The 17,035-nt window shown below is 63.5% G+C and carries 15 protein-coding genes; 11 read left to right on the top strand and 4 right to left on the bottom strand.

Going from position 1 to position 17,035, the window contains the following annotated elements:
- The first annotated feature begins 304 nt into the window (after positions 1 to 304).
- The 3 genes from aat to infA all read left to right on the top strand — a co-directional run bounded on the left by aat (position 305) and on the right by infA (position 2,072).
- Entirely contained in the window at positions 305 to 985 is a 681-nt protein-coding gene (gene aat / locus KHO27_RS06065; RefSeq protein ID WP_110698418.1) for a leucyl/phenylalanyl-tRNA--protein transferase, read from the top strand.
- A gap of 57 nt (positions 986 to 1,042) precedes the next feature.
- Positions 1,043 to 1,750 (top strand): arginyltransferase, encoded by a 708-nt coding sequence (locus tag KHO27_RS06060; RefSeq protein WP_102682647.1) that lies wholly within the window; start codon positions 1,043 to 1,045, stop codon positions 1,748 to 1,750.
- A 103-nt stretch (positions 1,751 to 1,853) separates the two neighbouring features.
- On the top strand, positions 1,854 to 2,072 hold the full coding sequence (infA, locus tag KHO27_RS06055; RefSeq protein ID WP_002553999.1) for a translation initiation factor IF-1: 219 nt from the start codon (positions 1,854 to 1,856) through the stop codon (positions 2,070 to 2,072).
- A 128-nt stretch (positions 2,073 to 2,200) separates the two neighbouring features.
- Here infA and clpA read toward each other — a convergent pair whose 3' ends face one another.
- A complete protein-coding gene (gene clpA, locus KHO27_RS06050) occupies positions 2,201 to 4,471 on the bottom strand; it encodes an ATP-dependent Clp protease ATP-binding subunit ClpA (protein WP_038705843.1) in 2,271 nt (756 codons plus the stop codon).
- A gap of 30 nt (positions 4,472 to 4,501) precedes the next feature.
- Complete coding sequence (gene clpS, locus KHO27_RS06045) at positions 4,502 to 4,876, bottom strand: ATP-dependent Clp protease adapter ClpS (RefSeq protein ID WP_023630410.1); 375 nt, start codon at positions 4,874 to 4,876, stop codon at positions 4,502 to 4,504.
- A gap of 231 nt (positions 4,877 to 5,107) precedes the next feature.
- Between clpS and cspD the strand changes: the two genes are divergently transcribed.
- On the top strand, positions 5,108 to 5,362 hold the full coding sequence (gene cspD / locus KHO27_RS06040) for a cold shock domain-containing protein CspD (protein ID WP_214501361.1): 255 nt from the start codon (positions 5,108 to 5,110) through the stop codon (positions 5,360 to 5,362).
- Positions 5,363 to 5,439: 77 nt separating this feature from the next.
- Here the strand turns inward: cspD and icd are convergent, their stop codons facing one another.
- Entirely contained in the window at positions 5,440 to 6,696 is a 1,257-nt protein-coding gene (gene icd, locus KHO27_RS06035) for an NADP-dependent isocitrate dehydrogenase (protein ID WP_102682649.1), read from the bottom strand.
- Positions 6,697 to 7,146: 450 nt separating this feature from the next.
- Here icd and KHO27_RS06030 point away from each other — a divergent pair, with 450 nt between their 5' ends.
- From KHO27_RS06030 to KHO27_RS06000, 7 genes are all read left to right on the top strand, one after another.
- Positions 7,147 to 9,372 (top strand): NADP-dependent isocitrate dehydrogenase, encoded by a 2,226-nt coding sequence (locus KHO27_RS06030; RefSeq protein ID WP_046856175.1) that lies wholly within the window; start codon positions 7,147 to 7,149, stop codon positions 9,370 to 9,372.
- Positions 9,373 to 9,476: 104 nt separating this feature from the next.
- The gene (locus KHO27_RS06025) at positions 9,477 to 9,917 is read left to right on the top strand and encodes an NUDIX hydrolase (protein WP_111533455.1); all 441 of its coding nucleotides are present in this window, start codon (positions 9,477 to 9,479) and stop codon (positions 9,915 to 9,917) included.
- A 51-nt stretch (positions 9,918 to 9,968) separates the two neighbouring features.
- Positions 9,969 to 11,093, top strand: coding sequence for a tRNA 2-thiouridine(34) synthase MnmA (gene mnmA / locus KHO27_RS06020; protein ID WP_046856177.1), 1,125 nt, complete (start codon positions 9,969 to 9,971; stop codon positions 11,091 to 11,093).
- Positions 11,090 to 11,716, top strand: coding sequence for a high frequency lysogenization protein HflD (hflD, locus tag KHO27_RS06015; RefSeq protein WP_038705842.1), 627 nt, complete (start codon positions 11,090 to 11,092; stop codon positions 11,714 to 11,716). Before mnmA ends, hflD begins: the two co-directional genes overlap by 4 nt.
- A gap of 152 nt (positions 11,717 to 11,868) precedes the next feature.
- Entirely contained in the window at positions 11,869 to 13,239 is a 1,371-nt protein-coding gene (gene purB, locus KHO27_RS06010) for an adenylosuccinate lyase (protein ID WP_214501360.1), read from the top strand.
- An 81-nt stretch (positions 13,240 to 13,320) separates the two neighbouring features.
- A complete protein-coding gene (locus KHO27_RS06005; RefSeq protein ID WP_214501359.1) occupies positions 13,321 to 14,487 on the top strand; it encodes a ribosomal protein uL16 3-hydroxylase in 1,167 nt (388 codons plus the stop codon).
- A complete protein-coding gene (locus KHO27_RS06000; protein ID WP_046856180.1) occupies positions 14,480 to 14,914 on the top strand; it encodes a GNAT family N-acetyltransferase in 435 nt (144 codons plus the stop codon). Before KHO27_RS06005 ends, KHO27_RS06000 begins: the two co-directional genes overlap by 8 nt.
- 54 nt (positions 14,915 to 14,968) lie before the next feature.
- Here the strand turns inward: KHO27_RS06000 and KHO27_RS05995 are convergent, their stop codons facing one another.
- Complete coding sequence (locus KHO27_RS05995; protein ID WP_214501358.1) at positions 14,969 to 16,819, bottom strand: polyurethane esterase; 1,851 nt, start codon at positions 16,817 to 16,819, stop codon at positions 14,969 to 14,971.
- Positions 16,820 to 17,035: the final 216 nt, after the last annotated feature.

Raw genomic sequence — 17,035 nt, 5'->3', positions numbered from 1 at the left:
ACATTACTGCCCACCCGCCGCCATGGCGGCACGCTGTATGGCGCGTGAACGGGGCGACTTTCATATGGATGCAATTTGAGCATGCATTTTCTTTTGTGACAAAGGCTTATGCTGTGTTTTTGCACAGGTGTGACAGCAAATGTGCCAGATGGTGCCGATGGCGGTGTGAATGCGTGAACTATCGGCAGTCGATTTTGCCTGGGCAGCCCCGTCGCTGGGCATGCCCCGGGATGACGGTCGTTGACCTCATCCACTCGCCACGCCATGCTGGGCGCTCTCCCCTCCCCCGCCGCCCAAGAACACCATGCTCACCTGGCTGACCCGCGATTCACTGACCTTCCCGCCTCTTGAAAAGGCCCTGCACGACCCCAACGGCCTGCTTGCCGCCGGCGGCGACCTGACCCCGGATCGTCTGGTCGCAGCCTACCGCCACGGCTGCTTCCCCTGGTACCAGGACGGCCAGCCCATCCTCTGGTGGTCGCCCGACCCGCGCACCGTTCTGCTTCCGGACGAACTGCATGTCTCGCGCTCGCTGGCCAAGCTGATCCGCCAAGGCCGCTACCAGGTGAGCTTCGACAGCGACTTCCCGGCGGTGATTGCCGCCTGCGCCGCGCCCCGGGATTACGCCGATGGCACCTGGATCACCGACACCATGCGCGCCGCCTACTGCGAGCTGCACCGCCGCGGCATCGCCCACTCGGTCGAAGTACGCCGGGAGGGTGAACTGGTCGGCGGACTGTATGGCCTGGCCATGGGCCAGCTGTTCTTCGGCGAATCGATGTTCAGCCGCGCCGACAATGCCTCCAAGGTGGGATTCGTGACACTGGTCGAGCACCTGAAGCAGGCAGGCTTCGTGCTGATCGACTGCCAGATGCCCACCGACCATCTGCACAGCCTGGGTGCCCGCGCCATCAGCCGGGCCAGCTTCGCCGATTACCTGGCGCGCCATCTGGACCAGCCCAGTGCGGCCAGCTGGGTTGCCTAGGCGAGTTCCCGGAGCTGGCTTACACTTAGATACAACGTCTCACCTAAGGGGTTGATCATGACAGAGCTGGCGCGGTTGAAGTTCTATGCCACTCAACCCCACTCCTGCAGCTACCTGCCGGATGAGCAGGCGACCACACTGTTTCTCGACCCCAGCCAACCGATGGATGTGCACGTCTACGCCGACCTGTCGGAAATGGGCTTTCGTCGCAGCGGTGACCACCTCTATCGCCCGCATTGCCAGCAGTGCAACGCCTGCGTGCCGGCGCGCATCCCCGCCGCGCGGTTCATTCCCAACCGCCAGCAGCGACGCATCCTCAAGCGCAACGCCGACTTGACCGTCAGCGCCGCCCGCCCGGCGTACAAGGAAGAGTACTTCGACCTGTACCGGCGCTATATCGAACAGCGTCACGCCGACGGCGACATGTACCCGCCAAGCCGCGACCAGTTCTCCACCTTCCTGGTGCGCGACCTGCCGTTCTGCTGGTTCTACGAGTTCCGCCTGGAAGGCCGACTGCTGGCCGTGGCGGTGTGTGACCTGCTACCCAACGGCCTGTCGGCGGTCTATACCTTCTACGAGCCCGAGGAAGAGCGCCGCAGCCTTGGCCGCTACGCGATCCTCTGGCAGATCACCGAAGCCTTGCGCCAGAACCTCGAGGCCGTTTACCTCGGCTACTGGATCAAGAACTGCAAGAAGATGAACTACAAGACCCAGTACCGCCCCATCGAATTGCTGATCAACCAGCGCTGGGTCACCCTCAACTGAAAGGCATTGGCTTGAAACACAATTTTCGGGCATAATCCACGCCACTTTTTTGCCCGGTGCAGTTGCGCGTCGGGCCATCACTGGATACCGAGGGCTTTACTGCATGTCGAAAGAAGACAGCTTCGAAATGGAAGGCACTGTCGTCGACACCCTGCCCAACACCATGTTCCGCGTGGAGTTGGAAAACGGGCACGTCGTTACCGCGCACATCTCTGGCAAGATGCGCAAGAACTACATCCGTATTCTCACTGGCGACAAGGTCCGCGTCGAACTGACGCCATACGACCTGAGCAAGGGCCGCATCACCTACCGTGCGCGCTAAGCTCAAGCCATGAAAAAGCCCGGCCATTGTGCCGGGCTTTTTTGTGGACGCTGAAAAGCATCGCGGGGCCAGCCCGCTCCCACGCCAGTTTCTGCTGGCGTGGGAGCGGGCTGGCCCCGCGATGGTCGTTACGCAACCTCAGCCGTGGTCTCGTAATCGAACACCAGCTCATCATCGCGCAGGTCGATGTGCACCACACCGCCATGCTCGGCCAGCTCACCGAACAGGATCTCTTCGGCCAACGGCCGCTTGATCTTGTCCTGGATCAGCCGCGCCATTGGCCGCGCACCCATCTGCACGTCGTAGCCCGAGGCCGCCAGCCAGCCGCGCGCGGCGTCGGTGACCTCCAGCAGCACACGCTTGTCTTCCAGCTGCGCCTGCAGTTCGATAAGGAACTTGTCGACGATGCTCTTGATCGTCTCGTGGGACAGGCGGCCGAACTGGATGATGGTGTCCAGGCGGTTGCGGAACTCCGGCGTGAAGCTCTTGCGGATGACCTCCATAGCGTCGGAGGAGTGGTCCTGGTGGGTGAAGCCGATCGAGGCCCGCGCTGCCGTTTCGGCACCGGCGTTGGTGGTCATGATCAGGATCACGTTGCGGAAGTCCGCCTTGCGCCCGTTGTTGTCGGTCAGGGTCCCGTGGTCCATCACCTGCAGCAGCAGGTTGAAGACTTCCGGGTGGGCCTTCTCGATTTCATCGAGCAGCAGCACGCAGTGCGGCTGCTTGGTGATGGCCTCGGTCAGCAGGCCACCCTGGTCGAACCCGACGTAGCCGGGCGGCGCACCGATCAGCCGCGACACGGTGTGACGCTCCATGTACTCGGACATGTCGAAGCGCACCAACTCGACACCCAGGGCCTTGGCCAGCTGGCGAGCCGCCTCGGTCTTGCCCACGCCGGTGGGGCCGGCGAACAGGAACGAGCCCACCGGCTTGTCCGGCGCCTTGAGGCCGGCACGGGACAGCTTGATGGCGGTGGCCAGCGAGTCGATCGCCGCATCCTGGCCGAACACGGTCAGTTTCAGGTCGCGTTCGAGGTTGCGCAGCAGCTCCTTGTCGGAGCTGGTGACGTGCTTCGGCGGAATCCGCGCGATCTTGGCGACGATGTCCTCGACCTGCGGCACGTCGATACGCTTGACGCGGTTGGCTTCCGGCTGCAGGCGCTGGTAGGCGCCGGCTTCGTCGATCACATCGATGGCCTTGTCCGGCATGTGCCGGTCATTGATGTAGCGCGAGGCCAGTTCAGCGGCGGCGCGCAGGGCCTCGTCGCTGTACTCGATGTTGTGGTGGCTTTCGAAGCGGCCTTTCAGGCCACGCAGGATGCCCACGGTGTCTTCCACCGACGGCTCGGTGACATCGACCTTCTGGAAGCGACGCGCCAGGGCACGATCCTTCTCGAAAATGCCGCGGAACTCCTGGAACGTGGTGGAGCCGATGCAACGGATCTCACCGGACGACAGCAACGGCTTGAGCAGGTTGGACGCATCCATCACGCCACCGGAAGCCGCGCCGGCACCGATGATGGTGTGGATCTCGTCGATGAACAGGATCGCCTGCGGCCGCTTGCGCAACTCGCCGAGCAGCGCCTTGAAGCGCTTCTCGAAGTCGCCACGGTACTTGGTGCCGGCCAGCAGCGCGCCGAGGTCCAGCGAATAGACCACGCTCTGGGCCAGCAGGTCGGGTACCTGGCCATCGACGATGCGCTTGGCCAGGCCTTCGGCGATGGCAGTCTTGCCGACACCGGCCTCGCCGACCAGCAGCGGGTTGTTCTTGCGGCGACGGGCAAGGATCTGCGCGACGCGCTCGACCTCCTGCTCACGGCCAACCAGCGGATCGATACGACCGGCACGCGCCAGTTCGTTCAGGTTGCTGGCGTAGGCGTCCAGCGGATTGCTGGAAGAGGAAGCCTCGCCGCCCTCCTCATCCTGCATGTCCTGGTCGCTGTCGGTGTTCGGACCATGGCCCGGCACCTTGCTGATGCCATGGGCGATGTAGTTGACGACGTCGATACGCGCCACGCTCTGCTGCTTGAGCAGGAACACCGCCTGGCTTTCCTGTTCGCTGAAGATCGCCACCAGCACGTTGGCGCCGGTCACTTCGCGCTTGCCGGAGCTCTGCACGTGGAACACGGCACGCTGCAGCACGCGCTGGAAGCCCAGCGTCGGTTGCGTCTCGCGGTCCTCGTCATGCACGGGGATCAGCGGGGTGGTGGAATCGATGAACTCCTGCAGGTCGTGCTTGAGCTTGTCGAGATTGGCGCCACAGGCGCGCAGAACGGTCGCGGCAGCCTCATTGTCAAGGAGTGCCAGCAGCAGGTGTTCGACGGTCATGAACTCATGACGTTTCGAACGGGCCTCCTTGAAGGCCAGATTGAGGGTGACTTCGAGCTCACGGTTTAACATAGCTTCACCTCATACCCAAGTGGTCGGCGATTAACCGTCCTTCTCGATTTCACAGAGTAGCGGATGCTGGCTTTCCCTGGCGTATTGGTTGACCTGCATGGCCTTTGTCTCGGCGATGTCACGGGTAAACAATCCGCACACTGCCCGCCCTTCGGTATGAACGGTCAGCATGATCTTGGTCGCCAGCTCGCGGTTCAGATTGAAGAACGTCTCGAGCACTTCGACGACGAAATCCATTGGCGTGTAGTCATCGTTGAACAAAACCACCTTGTACATCGGTGGCGCCTGCAGGATCGGCTTGGCCTCCTGGACGGCAAGGCCCGCGCCATCGTCCTCATGCCCGTCCTCATGCGACTGCGGGCGATCCTGATTGAATGTTAGTCGAATCTCACTGAGTACATGCATGGAAAGAATTTCATCATGATCGACAGGTTAAGGTTGTGGGTTGACTGCGCAGGCCCCTCCCGGCGCGGGCGCCGGCTGACCTTGACTATCGGCAAAACGGTGTTACAACCAATAAGAACCCACCGTGGTCGATAAAGATCCGCGCAGTCAACCAGATTTTCTCGCAAGGTTCGTATGCGGATGAAGTGGATGATACTCCAGTGATGGAGTCCTTTGCAGAGGGACATAGGGATGGCAAGCGGTAAAGTCAAGTGGTTCAACAATGCCAAGGGCTACGGATTCATCAATGAGGAGGGTAAGAGCGAAGACCTGTTCGCCCATTACTCTGCCATCCAGATGGAAGGCTACAAGACGCTGAAAGCCGGCCAAACCGTGAACTTCGAGATCATCCAGGGCCCCAAAGGGCTGCATGCGATCGACATCAGAAGCGCCACCAGCAACGTCCAGGCCAGCGCCACGAGCCCAAGCAGCACCGTCGAAGCCTGACCTCTGGCCTGTCTGCCGGTAAACGAAAAAACCGGTCGCTCCTTTAATTAAAGAGGCGACCGGTTTTTTTGCCACGCTTACATGTGCTTGATCAACGCCTCGCCAAAGCCCGAGCTGCCGACCAGGGTCGCACCATCCATCAGGCGCTCGAAGTCGTAGGTCACGGTCTTGGCCGCAATGGCGCCATTGGTGCCCTTGATGATCAGGTCCGCCGCCTCGGTCCATCCCATGTGCCGCAGCATCATCTCGGCCGACAGGATCACCGACCCTGGGTTGACCTGATCCTTGCCTGCGTACTTCGGCGCGGTACCGTGAGTGGCCTCGAACATGGCCACGGTGTCCGACAGGTTGGCCCCCGGCGCGATGCCGATACCGCCCACTTCCGCCGCCAGGGCGTCGGACAGGTAGTCACCATTGAGGTTGAGCGTGGCGATCACATCGTACTCGGCCGGGCGCAGCAGGATCTGCTGGAGCATGGCGTCGGCGATGGCATCCTTGACGATCACCTCGCGTCCGGTGCGCGGGTTCTTGAACTTCATCCACGGACCGCCATCGAGCAGTTCGGCGCCGAACTCGTCGCGGGCCACCTCATACCCCCAGTCCTTGAAGGCACCTTCGGTGAACTTCATGATGTTGCCCTTGTGCACCAGGGTCAGCGACTTGCGGTCGTTATCCACGACATATTGCAGGGCCTTGCGCACCAGGCGCTTGGTGCCTTCCTTCGATACCGGCTTGACGCCGATGCCGCAGTCCTGGTCGAAGCGGATCTTGGTGACGCCCATCTCCTCCTTGAGAAACTTGATCACCTTGTTCGCCTCGGGCGAGCCAGCCTTCCACTCGATGCCGGCATAGATGTCCTCGGAGTTCTCGCGGAAGATCACCATGTCGACGTCGCCTGGCTTTTTCACCGGGCTCGGCACGCCCTGGAACCACACCACCGGACGCAGGCACACATACAGGTCGAGTTGCTGGCGCAACGCCACGTTGAGCGAACGGATGCCACCACCGACCGGCGTGGTCAGCGGCCCCTTGATCGACACCACATAGTCTTTCACCGCATCCAGGGTTTCCTGGGGCAGCCAGGTGTCCTGGTCATAGACCTGGGTGGCCTTCTCGCCAGCGTACACCTCCATCCAGGCGATCTTGCGCTTGCCGCCATAGGCCTTCTCCACGGCGGCATCGACCACCTTGATCATCACCGGCGAGACGTCCACGCCGATGCCGTCGCCTTCGATGTAGGGAATGATGGGGTTGTCGGGAACATTGAGCGAATGGTCTGCATTGACGGTGATCTTGGCACCATCGGTCGGAACCTTGATTTTCTGGTATCCCATGCTGCACTACTCCGCTTTTCCTGGGTGATTGGAAATCGTGCGATCCACTGAGCCTAAACCACATCCGCCGACCTGCAAGGGAGGAGCCCGCCAACACCGGCAAACAGCTGGCAAATGCCTGCGGCAACACGCCACATTGCCCCTACGTCTTTGGTCTTATAAATGCGCTGATACCACTTCGCCTTGCTGATTAGCCCAAAGGGTTTGATATACTCCGGCGCGACCATAGGGTCATCGGGGCGAACCCTAGGAAAATGCGGCTCGCCCTTGGTCATGAATGGCCACAAAGCCTGGGTCGTTACCGCGGCCCAGCACTTGACGCTCGACTGATGCATCCACCATCACCGCTCGCAGCCTCTCGACTTTCCGCTCATGGCGTCGCCAGGGCGAAGCGCCTACCCTGCGCACCTCGAGACTCGAGTACGCTCAGCACATAGAGAGTTAACCCGCATGCCCACCCGTTCCAAGATCATCTACACCTTCACCGACGAAGCCCCCGCCCTCGCCACCTACTCGCTGCTGCCGATCGTCGAGGCCTTCACTGCCTCCGCCGACATCGCCGTCGAAACCCGCGACATCTCCCTGGCCGGCCGTATTCTCGCCGCCTTCCCGGAGCAACTGGGCGCCGAGAAGCAGGTAGGCGATCACCTGGCGGAACTGGGCCAGCTGGCCACCACCCCTGAAGCCAACATCATCAAGCTGCCGAACATTTCCGCTTCGGTTCCACAGCTGAAGGCCGCGATCAAGGAGCTGCAAGCCAAGGGCTTCAACATCCCCGACTACGCCGACGAGCCGGCCAGCGCCGAAGAGAAAGAATCGCGCGCCCGCTACGACCGCATCAAGGGCAGCGCCGTGAACCCGGTCCTGCGCGAAGGCAACTCCGACCGCCGCGCGCCGCTGTCGGTCAAGAACTACGCCCGCAAGCACCCACACAAGATGGGCGCCTGGGCCGCCGACTCCAAGTCGCACGTTGCCCACATGACCCAGGGCGACTTCTACGGCAGCGAGAAGGCCGCGCTGATCGAGGCTGACGACAGCCTGCGCATCGAGCTGGTCGGCAAGGACGGCAGCACCACCGTGCTGAAAGAAAAGACCGCCGTCAAAGCCGCCGAAGTGATCGACTGCGCGACCATGAGCCGCAAGGCCCTCAAAGCCTTCATCGCCGAACAGATCGCCGATGCCAAGGCCTCCGGCGTGCTGCTGTCGGTGCACCTGAAAGCCACCATGATGAAGGTTTCCGACCCGATCATGTTCGGCGTGATCGTCGAAGAGTTCTACAACGACGTGCTCGCCAAGCACGCCGCCGCGCTGGCCGAAGTGGGCTTCAACGCCAACAACGGCATCGGCGACCTGTACGCCCGCATCAAGGACCTGCCTGCTGAAAAGCAAGCCGAGATCGAAGCCGATATCCAGGCCCTGTACGCCGTTCGCCCGGCCCTGGCCATGGTCAACTCAGACAAGGGCATCACCAACCTGCACGTACCGAGCGACGTCATCGTCGACGCCTCGATGCCGGCGATGATCCGCGACTCGGGCAAGATGTGGAACACCGCAGGTGAGCTGCAGGACGCCAAGGCCGTGATCCCGGACCGCTGCTACGCCGGCATCTACCAGGCTACCATCGAAGACTGCAAGGCCAACGGCGCCTTCGACCCGACCACCATGGGCAGCGTGCCGAACGTTGGCCTGATGGCGCAGAAAGCCGAAGAGTACGGCTCCCACGACAAGACCTTCCAGATCAAGGCCGACGGCGTCGTGCGCGTAGTCGACGGCAAGGGCAAGGTCGTCCTGGAGCAGAACGTCGAAGCCGGTGACATCTTCCGCATGTGCCAGACCAAGGACGCGCCGATCCAGGACTGGGTCAAGCTGGCCGTCAACCGTGCCCGCCTGAGCAACACCCCGGCGGTGTTCTGGCTGGACCCGGCCCGCGCCCACGACGGCGTGATGATCGAGAAGGTGCAGCAGTACCTGAAGGATCACGACACCGCCGGCCTGGATATCCGCATCCTGGCCCCGGTCGACGCCATCAAGTTCTCCCTGGCCCGCATCCGCGAAGGCAAGGACACCATCTCGGTGACCGGCAACGTGCTGCGCGACTACCTGACCGACCTGTTCCCGATCATGGAGCTGGGCACCAGCGCCAAGATGCTGTCGATCGTGCCACTGATGAACGGCGGTGGCCTGTTCGAGACCGGCGCCGGTGGTTCGGCACCGAAGCACGTACAGCAGCTGGTTGAAGAGAACTTCCTGCGTTGGGACTCGCTGGGTGAATTCCTGGCCCTGGCCGCTTCCCTGGAGCACCTGGGCAACACCTACGACAACCCGCGCGCCAAGGTCCTGGCCAACACCCTGGACCAGGCCACCGGCAAGTTCCTCGACACCAACAAGTCGCCTTCGCGCAAGGTTGGCGGTATCGACAACCGTGGCAGCCACTTCTACCTGACCCTGTACTGGGCAGAAGCACTGGCCGCCCAGTCCGATGACGCCGCCCTGCAGGCGCGCTTCGCCCCGCTGGCCAAGACCCTGAGCGAGAACGAAGCGACCATCGTCGCCGAGCTCAACGCTGTCCAGGGCAAGCCGGCCGACATCGGTGGCTACTACGCCCCGGATGCCGAGCTGACCGCCAAGGTGATGCGCCCAAGCCAGACCCTGAACAGCGCCATTGCCGCACTGTAAGGTTCGCTTGAAGTAACAGCACAAACCCCGGCCACGCACCGGGGTTTGTGCTTTCTGGGACTGGGACTGCTGCGCATCCCCCTGCATGCAAAAGGACAACCCCAATGACCTGGCAACCCCACATCACTGTCGCCACCGTCGTCGAACACGAGGGCAAGTTCCTCTTCGTCGAGGAGTTCAAGGCCGGCCGGCATGTCTTCAACCAGCCCGCCGGCCACCTCGAAGCCAATGAAACCATCACCCAGGCCGCCCTGCGCGAAACCCTCGAGGAAACCGCCTGGGAAGTCGAGCTCACCGGCGTGGTCGGCATCTACCTATATACCGCCCCCAGCAACGGCGTCACCTACCAGCGCATCTGCTTCGCCGCCCGCCCCGTGCGCCACCACCAAGGCCGCGCACTGGACAGCGACATCGTCCGCGCCGCATGGCTGACCCGCGACGAACTGCTGGCCGAGCCGTCGCGCTGGCGCAGCGAGCTGGTGCCGCGCTGCCTCGACGACTACCTCAAAGGCCCGCTGCACAGCCTTGACCTGCTGCGCGACTGACGCCGGTTTGATAGAATCGGCGTTTTTCCCCTCTGATACACATCGGTAGCCATGACCAGCCCAGCACTCAAAGACCCCGCCAAGACCCGCGTCATCGTCGGCATGTCCGGCGGCGTGGACTCTTCCGTCTCCGCCCTTCTGCTCATGGAGCAGGGCTACCAGGTGGAAGGTCTGTTCATGAAGAACTGGGAAGAGGACGACGGCACCGAATACTGCACCGCCCGCGAAGACCTGGCCGACGCCCAGGCCGTGTGCGACCGCATCGGCATCAAGCTGCACACCGCCAACTTCGCCGCCGAATACTGGGACAACGTGTTCGAGCACTTCCTCGAGGAGTACAAGGCCGGCCGCACGCCGAACCCGGATATCCTCTGCAACCGCGAAATCAAGTTCAAGGCCTTCCTCGACTACGCCCTGTCCCTGGGCGCCGACCTGATCGCCACCGGCCACTATGTGCGACGCCGCGACACTGGCGAGCTGACCGAGCTGCTCAAGGGCCTGGACCCGAACAAGGACCAGAGCTACTTCCTGCACGCCGTCGGCGGCAAGGAAATCGCCCGCACCCTGTTCCCGGTAGGCGAACTGGAGAAACCCGAGGTACGCGCCATCGCCGAGAAACACGGCCTGGCCACGGCCAAGAAGAAGGACTCCACCGGTATCTGCTTCATCGGCGAGCGCCGTTTCAGCGACTTCCTCAAGCAGTACCTGCCGGCCCAGCCGGGCGAGATCCAGACCACCGAGGGTGAAGTGATCGGCCAGCACCACGGCCTGATGTACCACACCATCGGCCAGCGCCAGGGCCTGGGCATCGGCGGCCTGAAGGACGCCAGCGACGAGCCGTGGTACGTGCTGGAAAAAGACCTCTCGCGCAATGTGCTGGTGGTCGGCCAGGGCAACGAGCACCCGTGGCTGTTCTCCCGCGCCCTGCTGGCCTCGGAAATTTTCTGGGTAAACCCGATCGACCTGTCCAGCCCGCGCAAGCTCACCGCCAAGGTGCGCTACCGCCAGGGCGACCAGCAGTGCACGCTGGAGCAGACCGCCAGCGGCTACCGCGCAGTGTTCGACGAGCCGCAGCGCGCTGTCACCCCGGGCCAGTCGGTGGTGTTCTATGACGGCGAGGTTTGCCTGGGCGGCGGCGTGATCGAAGTCGCCGAGCCCTGGAGCCCGCGCCCATGAACAACCTCCAGGAGCAACTGATTGCCCTGGGCGGCGTGTTCCAGGCCGCCGTGCTGGTGGACCGTATCGCCCGCACCGGCCAGGCAAGCGAAGCCAATATCGGCTGCATGCTCGGCAGCCTGCTGGTGGTCGACCCCAAGGACACTCTGGAAGTGTTCGGTGGCGACGACATCAACCTGCGCGACGGCTACCGGGCGCTGGTCGGCGCCCTGGAGCGCGATCCCAGCAGCCTGCAACGCGAGCCGCTGCGCTACGCCCTGTCGATGCTGGGCCTTGAGCGCCAGTTGAACAAGCGTGGCGACATGCTCGATACCATCGGCAACCGCCTGCCGCAGATCCAGTCCCAGGCCGAGCATTTCGGCCTGGTTCATGAAAACGTCATCGCCTCCAGCGGCGCCTTGTACCAGGACACCCTGAGCACCCTGCGCCAACGTATCCAGGTGCACGGCGACATGCGCTTCCTACAGCAGGCCAGCAACGCCTCGAAGATCCGCGCCCTGCTGCTGGCCGGCATCCGCGCCGCGCGCCTGTGGCGCCAGCTGGGTGGACATCGCTGGCAGCTGGTGTTCAGCCGGCGCAAGCTGCTCAACGAGCTGTACGGCATGATGCGTACCGCCGATTGAAATGAACCGCGGGAGCGGCGGTGCGCCGCCGCTCCCGCGCCAGCCACCACACGCTTCGAAATGGCCCGACCTTTGGTCAGCCACCCGACCCGGGCGCGTTTTTCATGTATGATATGCGCCCTTCCAAAAGCCTGACTGTCCGAGAACACCCCATGCAGCTCTCCTCGCTCACTGCGGTTTCCCCTGTAGACGGCCGTTATGCCGGCAAAACCCAGGCCCTGCGCCCCATTTTCAGCGAATTCGGCCTGATCCGTTTCCGCGCCCTGGTCGAAGTGCGCTGGCTGCAGCGCCTGGCCGCCCACCCGCAGATCGGCGAAGTGCCGGCGTTCTCCGCCGAAGCCAACGCCGTGCTGGACAGCCTGACCACCGACTTCAAGCTCGAGCACGCCGAACGCGTCAAGGAAATCGAGCGCACCACCAACCACGACGTCAAGGCCATCGAGTACCTGCTCAAGGAGCAGGCCGCGCAGTTGCCTGAGTTGGCCAAGGTCAGCGAGTTCATCCACTTCGCCTGCACCAGCGAGGACATCAACAACCTGTCCCACGCCCTGATGCTGCGCGCCGGCCGTGACGAAGTGCTGCTGCCACTGATGCGTCAGATCGCCGAAGCGATCCGCACCCTGGCCCACACCCACGCTGCCGTGCCGATGCTGTCGCGCACCCATGGCCAGCCGGCCTCGCCGACCACCCTGGGCAAGGAACTGGCCAACGTCGTCTACCGCCTGGAGCGCCAGATCGCGCAAGTGGCCGCCGTGCCGCTGCTGGGCAAGATCAACGGCGCCGTGGGCAACTACAACGCCCACCTGTCGGCCTACTCGCAGATCGACTGGGAAGCCAACGCCCGCGCCTTCATCGAAGACGAGCTGGGCCTGGTGTTCAACCCCTACACCACCCAGATCGAGCCGCACGACTACATTGCCGAGCTGTTCGACGCCATCGCCCGCTTCAACACCATCCTCATCGACTTCGACCGCGACGTCTGGGGCTACATCTCGCTGGGCTACTTCAAGCAGAAGACCGTTGCCGGCGAAATCGGCTCCTCGACCATGCCGCACAAGGTCAACCCGATCGACTTCGAGAACTCCGAAGGCAACCTGGGTATCGCCAATGCGCTGTTCCAGCACCTGGCCAGCAAGCTGCCGATCTCGCGCTGGCAGCGTGACCTGACCGACTCCACCGTGCTGCGCAACCTGGGCGTGGGCTTCGCCCACAGCGTCATCGCCTACGAGGCCAGCCTCAAGGGCATCGGCAAGCTGGAAGTCAACGAAGCCCGTATCGCCGCGGACCTGGACGCCTGCTGGGAAGTCCTGGCCGAGCCGATCCAGACCGTGATGCGCCGCTTCAACATCGAGAACCCCTACGAGAAGCTCAAGGAGCTGACCCGTGGCAAGGGCATCACCCCTGACGCGCTGCTGACCTTCATCGACGGCCTGGACATGCCGGCCGAAGCCAAGGCCGAGCTCAAGCAGCTGACCCCGGCGACCTACATCGGCAACGCGGTGGCCCAGGCCAAACGCATCTAAGCTGACCGTCGCGTGCAACGCCCGGCCTGGCCGGGCGTTTTTATTCCCGTACGAAAATTACGTTTTTTCAATAGGTTGAACATGAATTCTGATACTCCACTGCAACTGTTGGGCGGCCTCACGGCCCGTGAATTCCTGCGCGACTACTGGCAGAAGAAGCCACTGCTGGTACGTCAGGCCTTCCCTGACTTCGTCAGCCCCATCGACGCCGACGAGCTGGCTGGCCTGGCCCTGGAAGAAGAAGTCGAGTCGCGCTTGGTGCTCGAGCACGGCGAGCGCCCGTGGGAGCTGCGCCGCGGCCCGTTCGCCGAGGACGCTTTCAGCGACCTGCCCGAGCGTGACTGGACCCTGTTGGTGCAGGCCGTGGACCAATTCGTGCCGGAAGTGGCCGAGCTGCTGGAAGAGTTCCGCTTCCTGCCGAGCTGGCGCATCGACGACGTGATGATCAGCTACGCCGCGCCCGGCGGTAGCGTCGGCCCGCACTTCGACAACTACGATGTGTTCCTGCTGCAAGGCGACGGCACGCGCAGCTGGAAAGTCGGCCAGATGTGCAACAGCGACAGTGCGCTGATCGACCACGCCGACCTGCGCATCCTCGCTGATTTCGAACAGAGCGACGAGTGGACCCTGGAACCCGGCGACATGCTCTACCTGCCGCCGCGCCTGGCCCACTACGGTGTCGCCGAGAGCGAGTGCCTGACCTACTCGGTCGGTTTCCGCGCCCCGAGCGCCGCCGAAGTGCTGACCCACTTCACCGATTTCCTCGGCCAGTTCCTGCCGGATGAAGAGCGCTACAGCGATGCCGACGCCCAGCCGGTCAGCGACCCGCACCAGATCCAGCACGATGCCCTCGACCGCCTCAAGGCGCTGATCGACAAGCATATGTCCGACAAGGACCTGCTGCTGACCTGGTTCGGCCAGTTCATGACCGAGCCGCGCTACCCTGAGCAGGTGGTGGGCGAAGAGCTCTCCGAACAAGAGCTGCTGGACTACCTCGGCCAAGGCGCCATCCTGATTCGCAACCCAAGCGCACGTTTGGCCTGGTCCGAGTTCGGCGACGACCTGCTGCTGTTCGCCAGCGGTCGCAGCTGCCCGCTGCCAGGCAAACTGCGCGAACTGCTGAAGCTGATCTGCTCCGCCGATGCCCTGCACAGCGAAAACCTTGGGCAGTGGATGGAGGATGAAGACGGCTTGATGCTGGTACAACAGCTGGTCATGCAAGGCAGCCTGGGATTCGCCGATGAATAAGATCAGTGTTCGACTGGCCGACTGGCACAAGGACAATGCCGACATCCACCGCATCCGCAGCGCCGTGTTCGTCGCCGAGCAGCACGTACCGCCGGAACTGGAATTCGACGCAGAAGACCCGACCGCCGTGCACTTCCTGGCCCTGGAGGGCGACTACCCGATCGGTACTGCCCGCCTGCTGCCTGACGGCACCATCGGCCGGGTTTCGGTGCTCAAGGACTGGCGCGGCCTGAACGTGGGCGACGCACTGATGCGCGCGGTGATCATCGAGGCGCAGAACCGCGACCTCAGCCAGCAGATGCTCAGCGCCCAGGTGCACGCAACGCCGTTCTACGAGCGCCTGGGGTTCCGCGTGGTCAGCGAGGAGTTCCTCGAGGCCGGCATCCCGCATGTGGACATGGTTCGGGATTCGCGCGAGATCGCCTGATCACCTTCACGGGCAAACCCGCTTCCACAACGTGGGAGCGGGTCTCGCGCCTGATCAGGCGATCACGATCTGCCCATCCCCAACGCCCTGCCCCGCAATTCCCACCAGCGTCACGCTGTCCCCGCCGAACTTCAGCACCAGGTCATCCCCCACCTGGCTGGCATGGGCACGCCAGTCCGGCGCGGCGGTGCCGCCTCCCACGCCAATGAACACCAGCCGGTCCTGGCCGGTGAAGTCCAGCACCCGGTCCTGGCCGAAATGGCCGCTGAACAGGAAGGTGTCGCGTCCCCCGCCACCTAACAGCACATCGTTGCCCGTGCCACCGACCAGCACGTCATTGCCGGCGCCGCCCTGCAGCCGGTCGTCACCGCCCAGACCGAACAGCCACTGCCCCTGGTTGCCCGCCACCAGCTGGTCGCCTGCCTGAGTGCCGTTGAGCGAAGACGCATAGGGGGTAATCTTGCCGCTCTCGAACAGCCCCTGCGCCGCCACCGCGTGACTGACCTCCTTGCTGAAGATCAGCAGGCTCGACTCCTTGCTCACCAGGTTTTCGACATTGCGCACCAGGCTGATGCCACCCTCGGCGTCGCGCACGTACAGCGTGCCTTCGCCATCCCGGGCGATGCTCAGGTTGGCCAAGGCATCCTGCAGCTTCAGGGTGTCATGGCCGGCGCCACCGTCGATCAGGTTGAAACCGCCGTCATCGCGGAAGGTATCGTTGCCGGCCCGGCCTTCGAGGTAGTCGTTGCCGCGCCCGCCATGGATCAGGTCGTCCTTGTCCGAGCCGATAATGAACGTGCTGCCCTTGTGCGGCTCCGCATTGCGGTTGAGGTCCTCGACCCAGGTCGAGCCACGGGTCACGTCCGACAGGTTGCTGACCAGGATGGTCGAGTCGCGGCTGGTCCACTGATAGAAGGACGAATCCAGCACACGCCCAAGGCCATCGGTGTAGGCCGTCGGCAGGTGCGACAGCCAGGTGGCGATGTTGCCGATGGAGAACGGCAGCAGGTTCCAGGCGTCGGACGCGTAGTGGTCATTGAAGTTGACGATATTGTTGGTGGCCGAGGCCTTGGCGCCGTCGTGCACGCCCAGGGTGCCCCAGGTCGCCGAGGTGCCATCGAGCGCGCGGAACACCGGGTCGTTCTCGTAGCCGATATTGAGCACCTTGTTGGCGTCGGCAGCCTGGGTCGGTGAGGCGAAGGCGACGTAGCGCGCATCCTGGTAGAAGCCGCCCCAGCGCGAACCGCTCAGGTCGGCCAGGCTGTTGACCGCCAGGCCACCAAGGCTGTGGCCGCTGACGGTGATATCCGCGCCGCTCAGGCCGTTGGCCTTGGCAAAGGCCGCGACATCGGCGAGCAGCTGCCCGAATGCGTTACCGGCGTAATCACGGGCATAGCCTGCCGGGCCGATCGCCGCCAGCAGGTCGTTGATGGCGTCACCGATGGTGTCGCCCAGCAGGTTCTCACGCGGACCGCTGGTGCCGCGAAAAGCGATGCCGATGCCGCTGAGCTGGCCGGCGGCATCGTAGCGGCCGAGGATCTCCACCTGCGCCGAGGTGTAGCCCTGCGCTTCGCCGTGGAAGGTGCCGCGGGCGTCGGTCTTGCCCTGGTAGCCCAATTGCGCCGCGCTGATCGGCGACCAGCCGGCGGCCTTCACCTGGGCCAGGGCCCTGGCTTCGGCGTCCGGGTTCCAGGGGATGCCGGGGATCACGCCCTGGCTGTCGGTACCGCCGATCAGTGCCTTGACCAGCGTGGCCGGCAGACCTAGACCGAAGCCGTACTTCTGGTAGCCGGCGCCGAAGCCATCGTCGATGCCATGGTAGGCGTAGGTGGCCAGCGCCATGGCGTCCTTGTAAAGCGCATAAGAGGCAGTGCTGTCGAGCTGTCGGTAATCGAATACGGGCATTGGTTTACATCCCTGTTGTTCTTGTAGGAAGGACACCCCAGCGACATCGTCCGGTGACACGACTGACGGGCGAAAGGCAAAGCTGGCACGCATTTGCCACCTCGTCCAACCCGAAGGGATGACGTCCCTGCCAAAGATGCGGGCAAAAAACCTGTACATGCATACAGATAAAACTTGCCTGCGCGCCCTGGCTTGCGCATCCTAGGGGCCAACTTT

It is taken from the genome of Pseudomonas sp. RC3H12 (assembly GCF_018596375.1).
Lineage (GTDB): Bacteria > Pseudomonadota > Gammaproteobacteria > Pseudomonadales > Pseudomonadaceae > Aquipseudomonas.
Note: the sequence above shows the minus strand (reverse complement) of the source record. Positions and strands in the feature narration are given on the sequence as shown.